Source organism: Tissierella pigra (assembly GCF_018917845.1).
In the GTDB taxonomy this organism is placed as follows: Bacteria; Bacillota; Clostridia; order Tissierellales; family Tissierellaceae; genus Tissierella; species Tissierella pigra.
The window spans coordinates 629,069-646,563 of sequence record NZ_JAHLPJ010000001.1 but is presented as its reverse complement, the minus strand read 5'-3'; the positions used below and the strand labels follow the sequence as shown (position 1 = coordinate 646,563).

General features: G+C 30.9%; 15 protein-coding genes. 3 read left to right on the top strand and 12 right to left on the bottom strand.

Features of this window, described 5'->3' with window-relative positions:
• Positions 1-60: 60 nt before the first annotated feature.
• Together KQI41_RS03070 and KQI41_RS03065 are read right to left on the bottom strand one after the other, a co-directional pair.
• The gene (locus KQI41_RS03070; RefSeq protein ID WP_154438929.1) at positions 61-1,089 is read right to left on the bottom strand and encodes a HAMP domain-containing sensor histidine kinase; all 1,029 of its coding nucleotides are present in this window, start codon (positions 1,087-1,089) and stop codon (positions 61-63) included.
• A complete protein-coding gene (locus KQI41_RS03065; protein ID WP_154438928.1) occupies positions 1,086-1,760 on the bottom strand; it encodes a response regulator transcription factor in 675 nt (224 codons plus the stop codon). The genes KQI41_RS03070 and KQI41_RS03065 overlap by 4 nt, the downstream gene beginning before the upstream one ends.
• A gap of 434 nt (positions 1,761-2,194) precedes the next feature.
• On the opposite strand from KQI41_RS03065, the gene KQI41_RS03060 reads away from it, so the two are divergent.
• A complete protein-coding gene (locus tag KQI41_RS03060; protein WP_216584860.1) occupies positions 2,195-4,549 on the top strand; it encodes an ABC transporter ATP-binding protein/permease in 2,355 nt (784 codons plus the stop codon).
• A gap of 71 nt (positions 4,550-4,620) precedes the next feature.
• Here KQI41_RS03060 and KQI41_RS03055 read toward each other — a convergent pair whose 3' ends face one another.
• The 10 genes from KQI41_RS03055 to KQI41_RS03010 all read right to left on the bottom strand — a co-directional run bounded on the left by KQI41_RS03055 (position 4,621) and on the right by KQI41_RS03010 (position 15,271).
• Positions 4,621-5,115, bottom strand: coding sequence for a hemerythrin domain-containing protein (locus tag KQI41_RS03055; RefSeq protein WP_154438926.1), 495 nt, complete (start codon positions 5,113-5,115; stop codon positions 4,621-4,623).
• A 126-nt stretch (positions 5,116-5,241) separates the two neighbouring features.
• Positions 5,242-6,450 carry a hypothetical protein gene (locus tag KQI41_RS03050; protein WP_154438925.1) on the bottom strand — a complete coding sequence of 403 codons (1,209 nt, stop codon included), beginning with the start codon at positions 6,448-6,450 and terminating at the stop codon, positions 5,242-5,244.
• A 124-nt stretch (positions 6,451-6,574) separates the two neighbouring features.
• Positions 6,575-8,392 (bottom strand): adenine deaminase, encoded by a 1,818-nt coding sequence (locus KQI41_RS03045; RefSeq protein ID WP_154438924.1) that lies wholly within the window; start codon positions 8,390-8,392, stop codon positions 6,575-6,577.
• Between the two features lie 304 nt (positions 8,393-8,696).
• Entirely contained in the window at positions 8,697-9,950 is a 1,254-nt protein-coding gene (locus KQI41_RS03040) for a nitrogenase component 1 (RefSeq protein ID WP_216584859.1), read from the bottom strand.
• Complete coding sequence (locus KQI41_RS03035) at positions 9,937-11,262, bottom strand: nitrogenase component 1 (protein ID WP_216584858.1); 1,326 nt, start codon at positions 11,260-11,262, stop codon at positions 9,937-9,939. The genes KQI41_RS03040 and KQI41_RS03035 overlap by 14 nt, the downstream gene beginning before the upstream one ends.
• Complete coding sequence (locus tag KQI41_RS03030) at positions 11,249-12,061, bottom strand: ABC transporter ATP-binding protein (protein WP_216584857.1); 813 nt, start codon at positions 12,059-12,061, stop codon at positions 11,249-11,251. Before KQI41_RS03030 ends, KQI41_RS03035 begins: the two co-directional genes overlap by 14 nt.
• The gene (locus tag KQI41_RS03025; RefSeq protein WP_216584856.1) at positions 12,061-13,050 is read right to left on the bottom strand and encodes a FecCD family ABC transporter permease; all 990 of its coding nucleotides are present in this window, start codon (positions 13,048-13,050) and stop codon (positions 12,061-12,063) included. The genes KQI41_RS03030 and KQI41_RS03025 overlap by 1 nt, the downstream gene beginning before the upstream one ends.
• Before the next feature lie 11 nt (positions 13,051-13,061).
• Entirely contained in the window at positions 13,062-13,997 is a 936-nt protein-coding gene (locus KQI41_RS03020; protein ID WP_216584855.1) for an ABC transporter substrate-binding protein, read from the bottom strand.
• Entirely contained in the window at positions 13,998-14,747 is a 750-nt protein-coding gene (locus KQI41_RS03015; protein WP_216584854.1) for a nucleotide-binding protein, read from the bottom strand.
• A gap of 14 nt (positions 14,748-14,761) precedes the next feature.
• On the bottom strand, positions 14,762-15,271 hold the full coding sequence (locus tag KQI41_RS03010; protein WP_216584853.1) for a flavodoxin family protein: 510 nt from the start codon (positions 15,269-15,271) through the stop codon (positions 14,762-14,764).
• 182 nt (positions 15,272-15,453) lie between these two features.
• Between KQI41_RS03010 and KQI41_RS03005 the strand changes: the two genes are divergently transcribed.
• Positions 15,454-16,182 carry a helix-turn-helix domain-containing protein gene (locus KQI41_RS03005; protein ID WP_216584852.1) on the top strand — a complete coding sequence of 243 codons (729 nt, stop codon included), beginning with the start codon at positions 15,454-15,456 and terminating at the stop codon, positions 16,180-16,182.
• Between the two features lie 71 nt (positions 16,183-16,253).
• Entirely contained in the window at positions 16,254-17,474 is a 1,221-nt protein-coding gene (locus tag KQI41_RS03000) for an aminopeptidase (protein WP_216584851.1), read from the top strand.
• Positions 17,475-17,495: the final 21 nt, after the last annotated feature.

The following is a 17,495-nucleotide window of genomic DNA, read 5'->3' as shown; positions in this document are numbered from 1 at the left end:
AAACACACCTCTTTTGTCTATTTAAATTTAATTGTATACTCTTTAACTTTTCATTTTTATTCAATTTGGTAATCTAATAGCAATATCTGTTCCTTTTCCCAAGCGGCTCTTTACATTTATTTTCCCTTCACATAAATCCACAGTACGTTTCACAAGAGAAAGCCCTAAACCATTACCTTCTGAAGAACGTGAGGAGTCCCCTTGATAAAACTTTTCAAATACTTGATGTCTAGTATCATCATTCATTCCTATACCATTATCAGATATTTTGATTTTAATATAGTTACCCTCATTACAACATTTTACTTTAATTTCTCCCCCATTGTGGCTGAACTTAATTGCATTTCCTAATAAATTTAACCAAACATGAGATAACATTTCTTCATTTCCATAATACTCAACTGAGTCTAACTCAATATTAAAACTAATATCTTTCCTCTCCCACTCCATCTGTAATAAGAGTATGCAGTTTCTAATCTGCTCGTCCAATGAAAACAACTTTTTGTCTGTAACTATTTCTTGATTTTCAAGTTTTGTTAAAAGCAAAATGTTTGAGGACATATTTGTAAGTCTTTCAGACTCTCTAATTATTATATCAATATATTCCTTACGCATTTCATCTGTTAAAGTGGAATTTTTAAGTTGTCTTGCAAATCCTCTTATGGACACTATTGGTGTTCTGAACTCATGAGAAAAGTTATTAATAAAGTCTTTACGAAACATTTCTATACTGCTTAATTCATTTGTCATAATGTTAAAGCTTCTAATAAGTTTATCTATTTCATAATTTTTCTTGAGTTCCTTTACCTTAACATTAAAATTCCCCTTAGCTACTTCTTGTGTTGCTTCAATCAATTGATTTAAAGGTCTTAAAAAGTGCTTCCCTATGGGAAAAGTAAGAATCGTTCCAATAATTGTACTTACAATAAGTCCAATCATTAGAAATAGTCTTGGAGTTACCCTTATATAGGAAAGAAAATCACATCTAATTAATATAAACAAGATAAGTCCCGATAATATACTAGAAAATATCATAATTACAAATACAAGAACCACAAGACTAAAATTTAAGCTTCGGAACCTATTCATTTACCTTTCACCGCCTTATAACCTAACCCACGTATTGTAATGATTTCAAAATCCTTATTATTCTTAAAACGCTCTCTAAGTCTATTAATATGTACATCTACTGTACGTTCATCAGAATCACTTTCTAGCCCCCATATTTCATCCATTAATTGCCTTCTAGTAAAAATTTTATTTTGATAGGATAACAATTTAAAAAGTAACATAAATTCTTTCTGAGGCAGTTCTTCAATTTTCCCTTTTTGTCTCACTGTAAGTTCATCATAATATAGTTCAGTTTTTCCAATTACCAGTCTATGCTCACTGGCAATTTTGGAACGTCTTAGAAGTGCTGCTATGCGTAAAATCATCTCCTCTTCATCTACAGGTTTTACCATATAATCATCGGTTCCTATGATAAATCCCTTCTTCTTATCTGAAGATTCCTCCTTTGCTGTTACCATTAAAATCGGAAGGTTGTATCCTGATTCCCGCAGTACTTTTGTCAATTCATATCCATCCATATTGGGCATCATAATATCTAATACTATTAAATCTATATGTTGCCTATCTAAAATTTCCAAAGCCTCCAAGCCATCTTTTGCCAAAACTGGTATATATCCATTTTCTAAAAGTACAGCTTCCATTAGTTTTCTAGTATTATCATTATCTTCAACAACCATTATGTTAAACATATTCAAGCCTCCCAGTAAAATTTGAATTTATTATATCATAGTTAAACTTACATTTAAATTTTAACTCATTATCCTATTTTTTATAATATCTCTTTTTTATTAACTGAATTTAAACAAATATAAAATTAAAAATTATTTTATAGATAACTAACATAAACCATAATGAAAAAATACACGTTCGTGCTGTTTCGAATATGGATAACTCCTACAATTCATTCAGCTACAAAATCCTAAAATTTATAACTCGCTTCCCTCAAACAAATAAATTTCTTAACGGCTTTTATAGCTTCATTCATTGGGAGCTATTCCATATTCTACAAATGCACTCTCTTAGTATCTTTTATTATGATATTAGTTATCTATAGTTTATATTGAGTTAATAATAATGTATTATACTTCCCTTATAGCAGTAAAATAACGAAGGAGAGGATATGGTGTTACAATTAAAAAATATTAAAAAAAGCTACACTACCGGTGATTTTACACAAATCGCCTTAGATAATGTAAGCTTAAACTTTAGACAAAATGAATTTGTGGCTATTTTAGGTCAAAGTGGCTCGGGAAAAACTACCTGTCTCAATATAATCGGCGGTCTTGATCAGTATGATAGTGGGGATTTGATTATTAACAGCAAATCCACCAAGAAATTTGAGGATTCTGACTGGGATGCTTATCGTAATAATAGTGTAGGGTTTATCTTTCAAAGCTATAACTTAATTGGACATTTAAGTATTATTGATAATGTGGAAATGGGAATGACTTTAAGTGGTGTTTCCTCTGTAGAAAAGTACAAAAAGGCAATGGAGGTATTGGACAAAGTTGGTCTAAAGGATCATATGCACAAGAAACCAAACCAGCTCTCTGGAGGACAAATGCAAAGAGTTGCCATAGCTCGTGCCCTTGCCAATGATCCAGACATCATTCTAGCAGATGAACCTACAGGTGCTCTTGATACCTCTACCAGCAAACAAATCATGGAGCTTATTAAAGAAATTGCTGATGATAAGCTAGTCATTATGGTTACTCACAATCCAGAACTTGCAGAGCAATATGCAGATCGTATTGTGAAATTCAAAGATGGGCAAGTTATAGATGACTCCAACCCTTATGAAGATATTAAAGAGGAAACTGGATATTCAATAAAGAAAACAAGCATGAGTTTTACTACAGCACTAAAGCTATCTGGAAAAAATATTGCAACAAAAAAATGGAGAACAGCTCTAACTGCTTTTGCTTCCAGTATAGGTCTTATTGGTATAGCATTGATACTCAGTCTTTCTACTGGATTCAAAATTCAAATTGACCAATTTCAAAGAGATGCACTTTCGGAGTTTCCTATTATAATTTCTCAAAATACTATGGATACAGATAAAGAAAGTCTTGAGAAGATGTATGGAGAGCATACTAACAATGTAGAAAATAATACTAAGATTAGAAATTCAAGTAAAGTTTATCTTTATGACTCTACTGAGAATACCATAACACACAAAAATATTATTACAGAAGACTATATTAGATATATTAATGATATGGATCCTGAAATCCTAAGTAGTATTGGATATACTAGAATGACAGGCATGAATATACTTCGTGAAAAAGATGGAGAAGTATTGCCAGTATCCTTGGCTATTGGCTTAAATATGAATAATGGAAATGGTCAACCTATGGCATTAGGTACAGGTGGCTTATCATCATATCCTGAACCTTTGGATAGTTCAGGAATATCTTATTTAGAAAAAAATTATGATCTTCTTGCTGGTGAATATCCAAAAGATGAAACAGACTTAGTGTTGGTTATTGACAATCAAAATCGTATAGATTATTCAGTACTTAAAAATCTAGGCTTTGACACTGACAATATAGAAAGTATAGATTTTGAAGACTTAGTAGGAACAGAATTCAAATTAATTTCCAATGATAACTTTTATACTAAGACTGAAATGAATACCTTTCTTCCTAGTTCCGATTACAAAGAAGTGTATAACTCAAAGGATAATATTCCTTTAAAACTATCTGGAATTGTACGATTAAAGGAAGATATGACTTTTGGTATTGTTGGAAACGGAATAGCATATAGTGACAAACTTGTTCAACGCATAATAGACTTAGCTAAAGATTCTGAAATTGTAAAAGCACAACGTGATGCAGACCATAATGTTATAACTATGGAAAAATTAGATGAAACAGCTAAAACTACATTTCTAGCTTATATAGGGGGAGATTCCATTCCTCAAATGATTTATCTATATCCTTCTGATTTTGAGTCTAAAGATGCTGTCTTAGATAAACTGGATTCATATAATAGAGATAAATCTAAAGAAGATGCAATTATTTATTCTGACCTTGCAAACACTATGACAGAAATGACTGGTGGCATTATGGATGGCATTACCATAGTACTTATTGCTTTTGCAGGAATTTCTCTTATAGTTTCTTTAATTATGATTGGAATAATAACCTATATATCTGTTTTAGAACGTACAAAGGAAATAGGCATATTGCGTGCCCTTGGAGCAAGAAAGAAAGATATAACCCGTGTATTTAATGCTGAAACCTTTATCATAGGAACCTTCTCTGGTATTTTAGGTATAGGCATTGCATATCTTCTTACATTCCCAGTAAATGTAGTAATTGAAAACATGACAGGTTTAACTAATGTAGCACAATTACATCCACTGCATGGACTTAGTTTATTAGGAATAAGTGTAGCTCTTACATTACTTGGAGGTATGCTTCCTGCAAGAATGGCAGCTAAGAAAGATCCTGTAGAGGCTTTAAGAACAGAGTAGAATTTATTTAAGTATATATAAAACATCTCAAACTGCATTAATAAGCAGTTTGAGATGTTTATTTTTGTCTACTATTTTTCATCTTTTAATCTAAGAAATAATATATTTTCTATTTCTATATGTTCATATAAGCTTTTCTCTAAATCTTTTAATCTATCATAAGTATTTTCATAAGTAGGACAACTGGTAGGTGGAATTAAATAATCATCTGTTGCTTTTCTAATTTCCTTTACCAGTTCTTCTATTTCTTTATTATCCATTTCAACACTTTTGATTTCTTTAAGTATTTCCTCTAATAAATCCTTTGATTTATCTTTATCATAGTCCCTTATGTTAAAGAATAATGCTCTTTCTTCCTTTATTATATGGGATTCTAAAGTAATCTTTAGCTGTCCATATAGTTTATGAACCTTCTCTAAAACATCACCCATATCTTCAAAATGAACTTTAAATATTGTATATACTAATTTCTCCAACTCAGGTAACTCCTTCTTCAATGGAGTGTGATGATTCTTTAAAATGTATTCAATTATTTTAGAATAACTTTCAGTTTCAAAGTTTGCCATATAAATCCTCCTAGTTTTATATCATATTCTAATTCTAGTAATACCCTATTGAAAATCAATTAATCCATATAATCTAAAAATTATATTACCAATAATAAAATAAAAGGGTATCCTTAAAGGGTACCCTTAAAACCAAGGTAAATAATTCATAACACTTATCGTAAACATAGTAGTAATACCCATGGCTAGTACATTTGGTATAACTCCATGAAGATGTTCTGGAAGATTTCTGTTTAATAATTCAGCAAAGGGCGCACCTATTATTGCACCAAAGATTGAAGAAAATAGTATTACAGGCAAAGTAGTTCCAAAAGTTAAAACACAAAATGGAGCTATACTTACTACTGGTACATAAGTAGGATACCAACCATTTTCTAAATGTTTTCTGCCATACAAATATACCCCTATTCCTCCGCTTAATAATTGAGACAATAATATTGCTGGAAAAACTTGTGAACCGAGAAATCCATGTTTAGAGTTTAGAAACCAATCTATTATAGCTCCAACTATTAGAAAAAAAGAAGCTATTTCATTTCCATAGAAAAGTGGGTCAGTAAAATCTGCCAAAGTTCTCCTAATAATCCATAGAGGATTTTTCAAAGTTTTATACATTTCTTCTTCATTAGGCGATGGTCCATAATCAATGGTATTAAATGGCCTTTTCTCCATCCATGGAAGCAAACTACAGACTTGCAAAGTTATAGTTATAGCCCCTGCTAAGGCAAAGTAATTTGCTATAGTTCCTGGCATTCCAATAGGTACTATTATATAGTTATTAATCCAATTTGCCATGGGAACTGTAAGCAATCCCCCTAAAATTGAACCTGTAAATAGTGATTTAACACTAGGTCCATATACACACAACACTGCCTGTGGCGCTCCCACTAATAATAGAAATGTAGGAATCCATGAAAAAGTGTCATTATCTAAAAGACTCAAATATCCCAATACAAATACTGCTATTAACATGGTCAAAATCTGCGATGCAAATATCCATGGCCATATATTTAAGCCATAGGATATATTTATACCAGCATATTTAGATTTTTTTACATCTAATCTCCATGGTATTATAGCACCTATAATAAGACTCATACTTGCAAATAGTCCTCCATAAAACTGTCCTTCAGAAAAATCTTTTATCATCCAAATAAATTTAGATATTATATTGTTTTCCATTATGCCCTCTACTATGGACTCATAAGGAAGCCATTTTGTTACAATCATAATATTAGACAATAATAAGTATAAAATAAGACCTACTATTGAAATTATCATAAGTCCAAGAAAAGAAGCTGTAGTCTTATTAGTGATTTTTTGCTTTTCATCTATCATATTATACCCTCTTTCTTATTTTGTGGTATTTAGTTAATAAAAATCACTTGAATTCTTACATATGGCTGGAGACATATCTCCAGCCATAAATATTATTATCTACTAATTATTTTTTGATTTCTACTTATTTTATAGGCTCAATAGATGGTATTACTCTATAGTTTTCAACATCTACTACTCCTTTATCAGTTATCTTCCACTTTGGACTTGTAGATAAAGATAAAAATGCTAAGTGCATAAAAGGTGCAGGTATAGAACATTTTAGAACTTCTTTTGCCTTTTCATGGAGTGCTGTCATTTTATCTGTAAGTTCATAAGCTGTTAACTCATCTGTCATAAGTCCAGATATTCTAAGTGGCAATTCATCTACCACTTCTCCACCTTTAGCTATAACAACTCCGCCTTGTAATTCTATAACTCTATTTACAGCTACTGCCATATCTTCATAATTAGTTCCTATAACTATTAGATTATGGGTATCATGAGATACTGTCTCGGCAAAAGCTCCTTCTTTAAGGTCAAATCCTTTTACAAATGATTTACCTATATCCTTTTGCCCATGTCTGCCAACTACTGCAACTGGAAGTAAGTCCTCCACATTTGATTTTACATATCCATTTTCAACTGGTAATTCTACCTGTAGCTTTTCAGATAAATTGTTTAGAGGAATAAGTCCTATACAATTTGCCAGCACCTTATTATCATTAGAAGCTATCATTAAATTTTCAGCCGTTATTGGTTCTCTCTTTACCGATTGCTTAACTGTATCTGGATAAGTATAAACAGGAAGATCAATTAGAAGTTCCTTGTTTTCAGCTATTTTTTCTCCCTTTAGAAATACTTGTGATACATTCATATCCTCAAGCTTTCCATCTATAACTGCTATATCAGCATATTTACCCGGTGCTAATACTCCTATTTGGCTAAGTCCTAACCAAGTAGCTGGATTTATAGTAGCCATTTGTATAGCTTCAACTGGATCTACCCCTTCTTTTATAGTTCTTCTTATGATGTCATTCATATGTCCTTTGTTTATAATATCTTCTGCTAACATATCATCAGTAGCAATGATTGCTCTTCTAGAATCTAACTTTTCCTCAGTTATAGCCCGTACAGATTGAGCCATATTATATTGAGTAGATCCTTCTCTCATAAGAACATATACGCCATATCTTAGTTTTTCAACTGCTTCTTCTTTAGTTGTTGTCTCATGACAGGATATATCAGTTCCTCCACAGATTATATGAGCCGCTAGTTCTTCCCCAAATAATCCTGCAATATTTCCATCAACTTGTTTTCCAATAGATCTGGCATATACTGTAGAAGCTATAGTATCTTTTATAACTTCATAGTTATGTTCGTATACAAATTTTATAGTAGTTACCCCTTGGGTTTCTCCTATTCCTGTAACGGTTTCCCAAGAAAGCATTTCTGGTATATCTTTTGATGTTATATTCTTTCCTGCCGTTTCAAGTCCTGGTGAATCTGGAGTTAAAGCAGGAACTCTTAAATAAACATGCTGTGGAAGAGTGGCTACTTCTTCAGCCATTGCCTTCATTCCCACTTTTCCTAATACATTTCCTATTTCGTGTGGGTCTGATATTAAACAAGTTGTACCTGTAGGTAAAGATAGCCTTGAGAATTCAGTTGCCGTAAGCATTGCTGATTCAAAGTGCATATGTGCATCTATAAATCCTGGCATTATATATTTTCCTGTAACATCTACTATTTCAGTTTTAGGTCCTTTAAGCTTTGAGCAGTCTCCAACCATTAATATATACTCACCTGTAATGGCTATTTCTGCTTCATAAATTTCTTTAGTAATCACATTTACAACTTTACCACCTGTCAATACTTTATCTGCATAAACATTCTCATCTAATAAAGTATCTACTAAATGAAGCCTATCTGCCACTAATTTCAAACTCCTTGTATCTAACATTTAACACATGCCCCCTTATTTTATATTTCGTCAATGTATATTGGAACTATTATGCCAAATGTTAAAAGGCTAATGAATCTTTGAGGAAGGTATGTAGATTACCACGTTTCCATATTTACAGTATATTCTGTATATATTGTATTTTTTTAATTGTATGATAAAACAAGGAATTATTTTCCCAATCTTCAAAACTTATATTTAAGCTAAATCTTTAATTTTGATTTCCACTATATTTTATATATAAATGTTTTAAAAGGAAAAAGATTCCCCTTAGGGAACCTTTTTCCTTAACCTTAAAAACTTGCTAATATTTAGATTTGCTTTTTTCCAACTCAAATAGACATTGTACCATATATAAAGTGCCGTTATATCCTACGAAGGGGGTATAAGGATAAATACTATACTTTGAGAAATTGGGATTTGCTATTTGAAGATGGAGTCTAGATTGATTTTCCAATTTTAACGTACCTCCATCAGCCAAAAGTAAATATGAAGGTGCTGATTTTAAATATTCTTCTAATTCTCTTTCACTTAAATTAAACTCAATTATTTCTTCCCATTTTTCAGGTATATACTTTCTAACTTCCTTACATAATTTATGTTTAACTATTATTTTCTTTATTGAAAGTCCTAATTCCTCCAATAAATTGGCTAAACCTATAACTACATCATAATCTCCTACTAATATTGCAGATTTATTTCTTACTTCTCTAATCATAAATCTATAACTCATTAAATGTTTTCTTATTTCTGATGTTTTTTTACTTATATAATCTTCATTAACATTAATCCCTAGTGCTTCCTGTAAATTTCTTAACCAAAGAGTTGTTCCTTCTAAACCATATGGCCTGCCATAATAGTAATCCATATTATGCTCTTTTTGTAGAGTTTTTGCTGCTTTTAATCCTTCTCCCCTAAGTACAAGATTAATTTCACCCATAGTAGTCTTTTCTATTTCATCTATAGACGTATATGCTGTAAAAATAGTATTTGGATCAAAATCAAATCCATTTTTCATCATGTTTTTAATTTCTTCCATCTCTGATAAGAAATTAAAAACATCTACATTGTTTCCTATAATATTATAAGTTTTAGATTGTTTGTTTTCAGATGGTTTTACCACTTCTTTACAAAGCATATTTAAAGATCTTTCTATACCCAATGTATGATCTCCATTATATCCACCAGTAGTTATGGGAATCAACTTTGCACTAACTTTAGACTGCATTTCAAAACAAATGCTTTCAATATCTGTTCCTATAATGGCTGATATGGAAGATGCCATAACAAATATATATTTAGGATTATATTGCCCATCTATTTCCAATATAGCATTTTCTAATCTATCTTGTTTCCCAAAGGAAATATCTGTTTCATTAATATGAGTAGTATATACATTAGCTTTATGTTCACCATTTAACTGCATAAGCCCTTCTATGGCAAAATGGGTTGTTCCCGCTGGACCAAATTCAATGATATAAGCATCTTTTATGGTACTTAATGTCCATATGGTTCCCATTCTATCAGAAGGTGTAGGAAAAAATTTATAAAACTCCATGTCTCATACCTCCTTTAGCAGCTATTTTCATCATCTTTTCTTTAATTTCTTCATGTTGTTGGAAAGATAATAATATTTTCTTTATACTGTCTATAGGTATTTCGTATCCTAGTTTCTTTGTGACTTCGTCTAATGTAACCTGTATAATATTTCTCTTAGCTAAATTCATAGGATTTTCATGTCCAAAGTAAAAACTAGGCTTACATTCTTCATATATATACTGCATAGGTGCTATATTGGCAATTCTACTTATATATGGGTCATATCCATGAGATTTGATTTCTTCCATATATATTGAATCATTTTCATATAAATCTCTAACTTGTACCAATATAGGTTCAAGTCCTAAATCACATAAGAAACTAGTAACTTCAAATGCCATCATAGGAGTATTTCCATATATAAAGGTTTTACCTTTCAATACCTTTTTAGCTTCCTCCATAAGGTCCATTAGTTCTTCTTCCTTAGAACTAAGCTTAGATAATATCTCTATTCCTAGAAATTCTTCTAATTTTCTATAACTATTTCTTATTCTTTCTAAAGATAGATGCTTATCAAAATAGACATAAGGTATTCCAAATTTTTCTTCCATCTTCTTTGCCATGGGCAGTGCCACAAAGTCAGTGACTATATTTAATCTGGCTTTTGGAGCAAATCTTAATTCATCTATAGTTGTTTTTGATGGAATAACAGAATTAATATGAATACCTTCTTCTACTAGGATTTTCATAAGTTCTGTATTTTCTACTCCATGCTGCCTATGTCCTAAAATATTTATACTCTTTTCATCTATGGGACATTTTTCCATAAGGGTAACAAGCTGTTCCAGTGACCTTTCCATACCAGGAATATGACTATTACACTTAAAATGTTCTGTAGGTACTACTAATATTTTAGCATTTACCTTATGTTGAATAGAACTTCCTAAGGAAACAAAATCTTCACCAATTAACTCTAAAACACAGGTCGATACTATCATTATTGCTTTTGGTTTAATAGTCTTGTCTATTTCAAATATTACATCTTTTATTTTTTCTTCACATCCAAATGTAATATCGTGCTTATTAGTAACTACTGAATAAAAATTATCCTTACCATATTGTCTCTGATATGCAAAATCTTTAGCATAGTATGTACACTCTTGAGTCCCAGCTACTATTACTACTAAATCCTCAATAAATGATGCTATCATAGCAACTCCAAATAATGGACAGTGAGTACCTGGAAATATGGCATGGGATAAAGCTTTTATATCTTCATTTTTATTTATTTCACTTAATTTTGATAGTTTTTCCAAATTAAATTGCTTCATATTGACACCTCTTTTCGCAAGATTTACAAACACCCAGAGGATGTATTATAATTTCTCCCTTTAATATATCCTTTCTAATACATACCTCTACTTTATATACTTCTTTAATTAACTCCTCTGTTAATATGTCATAAGGACTACCCTTTGCCACTAAATTCCCATCTTTAATAACCACTACTCTATGGCTATATTTAGCCGCTTGTCCCAAATCATGCAAAACCATTATTACAGTAAGACCTAGCTCTTTGTTGAGAGATTTTATAAGCTCCATGACTTCTAATTGATGACATATGTCAAGATATGTAGTTGGTTCATCTAGTAATAGAATCTTTGGTTTTTGTGCCAATGCCATGGCTATCCAGACTCGCTGCCTTTCTCCTCCAGATAATTCTGATACCTTTTTTTCTTCATATCCATTTAAGGAAGTATGACTAATTGCCCAATTTATAATTTCTTCATCTTCCTTAGTTTTTCTTTCATACCATTTTTTGTGAGGTAATCTTCCATAATATATTAAATCCTTTACCTCTATGTCTTCTGGACTTTTGTTGTGTTGAGATAAAGTTGACATCTTCTTTGCTATATTTTTAATATTCATATTGCTAATATCTTCTTTTTCTAGATAAATTAATCCTTCTTGTTGTTTAAGAAGTTTTGATATAGTTTTTAATATAGTTGATTTTCCCGAGCCATTAGGTCCTATAATAGATACCATTTCTCCTTCCTCTATATTGAAGGAAAAATCTTTAACTACTACTCTTTCTTCATATGATATTTTCAAGTTTTTAGCTTCTATCATTACGCATTTCCCCTCCTTAATAAGTATAGAAAAAATGGACCTCCCACTACTGCCATAATAACACCTACTGGAAGTTCTATTGGACTAGCCACAGTTCTAGCAAAAGTATCTCCAAGAAGTAAAAGTCCACTTCCCAGTATTACACTAAATGGTAATGAATATTTATAATCAGATCCTATTAGTAATCTGGCTATATGAGGCACAATAAGTCCTACAAATCCCACTACCCCTACTAAAGCTGTTGAAACAGCCGCTAAAAATACTGCAACAAGGGAAATAAGAACTCTATATTTATTAGTATCTACACCAAGGTTTGATGACATTTCATCTCCAAGCTGAAGAATATTAGCTTTCCTTATACAGAACATTGCCATCGTTATACCTATAGCACTGTATATAGATAATACTTTTACATCAGACCAAGTTTTTCCGCTAATACTTCCATTAACCCAAAGTAATACACCTTGAATCCTATCACTATATAAAATAGATAATAGAGAAGTCCCTCCGCCTAATATGGCATTAACAGCTACTCCTGCCAGTATAATTCTCACAGGTTTGATTCCATTTTTCCATGCTAAGGAATATACTAAAGCACAAGCCACAGTACCACCTAAAAATGCTGCCATTGGAACTAAATAACTATACTGTGGAAATAGCAACATAATTATTATTGCTGCCAAACTTGAACCAGCTGAAACCCCAGTTAAACCAGGGTCAGCCAGTGGGTTTTGCATTACTGCTTGAAGTAATGCACCTGATACAGATAGATTTGCTCCTACTATGGCAGCAATAACTATTCTAGGTAATCTTATATTTAAAAGGACATTTTTACTTGAATTCATTTCTGAACTAAATAAAATACTAAATATTTTAGAGTAACTAAATTCCACGCTACCCATTCTTATTGATAGTAAAATAATAAACATTAAAACAAATACTGATAAAGCTATATAAGCATATTTATTTCTACCCAATGATTTAAGCATAGATACTCCACCTAATTATATAAGATTTCTGCTAACGCTTCTAAGGCCTTCATCACTCTTAAATTAGCTGTTACTCCAAAGTAATTTGGATCTAAATCATATACTCTTTCATTTTTAACAGCATCTATATTGGTCCAAAATCTTTTTGAAAATTCTTCATCAAAAGCTTTTTTACTTAATTCTGGACTTACATGAGTCAATCTTAAAATAACATCTGGATTAAGGTCTGCTATAGTTTCTAAACTAAAGGGTAAATATGGAGTTGGGCTTCCTTTGGCTAAATCACTTGCCACATTTACTCCACCTAGCTTCTCCACTAAATTTCCAGTATAAGAATTTGATGTTGCAATCATAAAACTTTCTGGAGTTCCAAATATAATAAGTACGTTTGGTGACTCTTTTCCTGAAATAGAATCTATTATTTCTTTTTCTTTATTTCTCATTTCAAGAATAATTTCATTACTTTTATCTGTTTTATTTAAATATTCTCCAAGACTTTCAATATTTGTAAAAATATCTTCATAGGAATTATTATTTAAAAACATCATTTCAAAATCTGTACTTTTAAAAATCTCCTCAAGACTTTCTTTTAAATTAGCATCTGTTATATATAGCTCTGGTTCTAAAGAAGCTACTATTTCTAAATCTGGTTTCATAGGAGAACCTATTTTTGTTATATCGTTATACCTTTCTGGTAAACTCTTTTCGGTAGTCAATACTCCTACTGGGTTTATATCAAATAAATCCAATAATTCTGCTGACATAAGTGTACCAGCTATTATATTCTTAGGTTCTATTTCTTCAACTATATCTTGTCCCTTTTCTGCATCTCCTTCTAACTCAACATCTTCTATATTTGAATCTACTGCATTATTTTTATCAGTACAAGCTGCAAGACTTAATACAAGGCATAACATTAAAATCATAAATAAGTTATTTTTTTTCATTTATTCTACCTCCATTATTTTTTTTGCCAAATCAATATATATCGTTGACATATCAGAATCTATAAAACTTTCTATTACAGTTTGTCCAATATTTTCTGCCTCTTGAACAATTGGATCCCTTGGAATATAGTGAAATACATTAGTTTCTATTTCTTCACTTAATTTATTAACTAATTCTATCTCATTCTCTACATTTTTTGCATTTAATATAAGTCCCCTTAGTTCTGCATATCCTCTTGACTTAAACTGCATCACAGCTCGAGAAATATTAGATGCGGCATACATGGACATCATCTCCCCTGAAGTCACAATATATACTTCTTTAGCATATTGATTTCTAATAGGCATAGCAAAACCACCACAAACTACATCACCTAATACATCATATATAACAATATCAGGCCTATAGGTCTCAAAAGCCTCTAATTCTTCCAATTTTTCAAATGCAGTAATAATCCCTCTACCTGCACATCCTATTCCAGGAGTAGGTCCTCCTGCTTCTACACATAAAACTCTATTATATCCTTCAAATACTATGTCTTCCAAATCAATATCATCACCTTTATCCCTTAAAACGTTTAATACTGTTGGTATAAAATTTCCTCCCATAAGGGTTTTAGTGGAATCTGCCTTTGGATCACATCCTACCTGCATAACCTTATATCCTAAATTAGATAAGGCGGCAGATAGATTTGATACAGTAGTTGATTTTCCTATACCACCTTTACCGTAAATAGCAATTTTCTTCATTTTAATTTCTCCTATTATAAACTATTGATTATATCTTTCACAAAACTTCTAGCATTACTAAAATCTTCTTCATTTGGATGTTTAGCCGCATCCTCATGTCTTTTTAAACGTTCTGGAGTCATTGTATGTACATTGTTTTCTCCACCATTTTTCATAAACATTTCTGTTATCTTAGGATTTATCTTTCCTTGGCATAGAAAAGTTCCTAAAACTTCATTATTTTTCTCTAGGATTTTAACAGTATTTTCTTTTACTTCCTTAGCATGAGAAGAATCTGGATATGCTCCTAAAGTACCAAAGGTTATAATTTTCTTTCCCTTTAAACTTTCCATAAACTGATACATTTCTTTATTGGGATTAGCCTTATCTACCCAATAGCCTAGTATCAAAAGCTCATCATCTAAGGAATGATTTAAATCTTTTAAATCATATATCTCTGTACCTTCTGGCATTATTTTCAGAATTTCATCCGCAACCTTCTTCGTATTACCTGTCAAAGAAGAATATACTATACTTGTTTTCATTAATCTTACCTCCTCATTGATAATCATTATCATTTATATTGATTATATTACTTCATATTTTCCTAAATTTCTCTAATATATTTCGATTTTTTTAAATATATTTTGTTTTGTTTTATTTTCAATACAAATATGGTATTATATTTTTAATTGATAATGATTTTCATTTAAGGAGTGCATATAATTTGATTAGTAATAATTTGTTTTATCCTAAACCCAATAGAGATGATTTTTATAATATTTATGAGTTTGAAATTGACTTAATAAAGGAAGTTTCAAATGGAAATTTACAAAAAGCATTGAAATTATATGACGAGTTTTTTTCTAGAAAATTTATTTATAATGTTATAGACGATAATAGTCTTGAATATATTAAAAGTTATATAATTTCTATCTCCCTTTTAATTTGCCATAATGTAATTAGAAAAGGGGTTTCTGCCTATAGTGCAAAAGCTAAATATCATGCCTTCTTAAATTTAATTGAAAAATCCACAACTAAAGAGGATATTTTAAATACTGGTAAACAACTAATCCATGGATATATCAGGCAATTAATTAAGATTTCAAACCCTATAGATAATATTTACATACGAAAAGCAGTTGATTATATCCAGGATAATTTAGGGGAAGATTTGACTCTATCTATGACAGCAGACCATATAGGGTTAAGTAAATGTTATTTTTGCACTCAATTTAAAAAGGAATTAAATATGAGTTTTACTGAATATTTAGCTTATGCTCGTATTGAGAAAAGTAAATATCTTTTATGCAATTCTGATAAATCTATTTTAGATATAGCTATATCAATAGGTTTTAACAGTCAAAGCTATTTTTCTGCTCAATTTAAAAAATATACAGGAGTTTCCCCTAAGGAATTTAGAAATAAAAGATTTGACAGTGATTATCTTTTCTAATCAATAAGTTTTTACTGTCTTATATTCATTTTATGGTAAAATATAGGTAATACTTTTTTTAGGAGGTAAATATGGATAACTTAGAAAAATATGCTGAACTGGCTGTAAAAATTGGTATTAATTTAAAGGAAAAAGAAGGTTTGATAATAAGCGGCAATGTAGAAACTTTACCCCTAGCTCGTCTTATGATGAAAAAAGCTTATGAAATTGGTGCAAAACATGTTGAATTTATGTTAAATGATGATGAAATGAGTTTAATAAGATTTGAAAATGGAAAGGATTTTGTATTTGAAAATTTTCCACAATGGAAAGTAAATTCTTTAGAAGCTATGTATAAGGACAATTATCACCATATTTTTATTTTAGCATCTGACCCTGAACTATTAAAGGATGTAGATGGTGAAAAAATTGCCATAAGTCAAAAATCTGCTTCTAAGGCTATGGCCCATGTAATGAAATATAGAATGACAGGAGTTACAAAGTGGAATATAGTGGCAATGCCATCACCAGATTGGGCTAAATCTGTATTTCCAGACCTAGATGAAAAAGAAGCAATAGATAAACTATGGGAGAAAATATTTGCAGCCACTAGAGTTGATCAAGATGACCCAGTAAAAGCATGGGAAATTCATGATAAGAATCTTAAAAAATATAGAAACTTTTTAAACGAAAAACAATTTGATAAATTAGTATTTAAAGGTCCAGGTACAGATTTAGAGGTATATTTAGCTGAAGACCATTTTTGGATGGGCGGTGCAAAGGAAAGTCAAAGTGGACATTCCTATGTTGCAAATATTCCTACAGAAGAAGTATTTACTACTCCCCATCGCCTAAAGGTAAATGGAACTCTTAAATCTACTAAACCCCTTAGTTTAAATGGAAAGCTTGTAGATAATTTTGGATTTACATTTAAAGATGGAAAAGTAGTAGACTTTTATGCAGAAAAAGGTAAAGATGTTCTTGAAAAGCTTTTGGAAAATGATGAAGGTGCTCGATACTTAGGAGAAGTTGCATTAGTCCCAGATGACTCACCTATTTCCAATACTGGAATTTTATTTAATGAAACTCTATTTGATGAAAATGCTTCCTGTCACTTCGCACTAGGTCGTGCTTATGCTTATGCCATGAGAAATGGTTCAAATATGACTCAAGAAGAATTGGAAGCTAAGGGTTCAAACTTTAGTTTAATCCATGTGGATTTTATGGTTGGAGGTCCTGAACTAAGTATTACAGCTTATGAAAAAAATGGAAATAAAGTAGAATTATTTAAAAATGGTAATTGGGCATTTTAAAACCAGCGGGAAATCCCGCTG

What these genes read in the sequence shown, in the direction of transcription:
- KQI41_RS03050 (WP_154438925.1), bottom strand. Translation starts at nt 6,450, where the DNA reads ATGATAGATGAAAAGCAAAAAATCACTAATAAGACTACAGCTTCTTTT.
- KQI41_RS03045 (WP_154438924.1), bottom strand. Translation starts at nt 8,392, where the DNA reads ATGTTAGATACAAGGAGTTTGAAATTAGTGGCAGATAGGCTTCATTTA.
- KQI41_RS03025 (WP_216584856.1), bottom strand. Translation starts at nt 13,050, where the DNA reads ATGCTTAAATCATTGGGTAGAAATAAATATGCTTATATAGCTTTATCA.
- KQI41_RS03065 (WP_154438928.1), bottom strand. Translation starts at nt 1,760, where the DNA reads ATGTTTAACATAATGGTTGTTGAAGATAATGATAATACTAGAAAACTA.
- KQI41_RS03010 (WP_216584853.1), bottom strand. Translation starts at nt 15,271, where the DNA reads ATGAAAACAAGTATAGTATATTCTTCTTTGACAGGTAATACGAAGAAG.
- KQI41_RS03055 (WP_154438926.1), bottom strand. Translation starts at nt 5,115, where the DNA reads ATGGCAAACTTTGAAACTGAAAGTTATTCTAAAATAATTGAATACATT.
- KQI41_RS03035 (WP_216584858.1), bottom strand. Translation starts at nt 11,262, where the DNA reads ATGAAGCAATTTAATTTGGAAAAACTATCAAAATTAAGTGAAATAAAT.
- KQI41_RS03015 (WP_216584854.1), bottom strand. Translation starts at nt 14,747, where the DNA reads ATGAAGAAAATTGCTATTTACGGTAAAGGTGGTATAGGAAAATCAACT.
- KQI41_RS03040 (WP_216584859.1), bottom strand. Translation starts at nt 9,950, where the DNA reads ATGGAGTTTTATAAATTTTTTCCTACACCTTCTGATAGAATGGGAACC.
- KQI41_RS03020 (WP_216584855.1), bottom strand. Translation starts at nt 13,997, where the DNA reads ATGAAAAAAAATAACTTATTTATGATTTTAATGTTATGCCTTGTATTA.
- KQI41_RS03030 (WP_216584857.1), bottom strand. Translation starts at nt 12,061, where the DNA reads ATGATAGAAGCTAAAAACTTGAAAATATCATATGAAGAAAGAGTAGTA.
- KQI41_RS03000 (WP_216584851.1), top strand. Translation starts at nt 16,254, where the DNA reads ATGGATAACTTAGAAAAATATGCTGAACTGGCTGTAAAAATTGGTATT.
- KQI41_RS03070 (WP_154438929.1), bottom strand. Translation starts at nt 1,089, where the DNA reads ATGAATAGGTTCCGAAGCTTAAATTTTAGTCTTGTGGTTCTTGTATTT.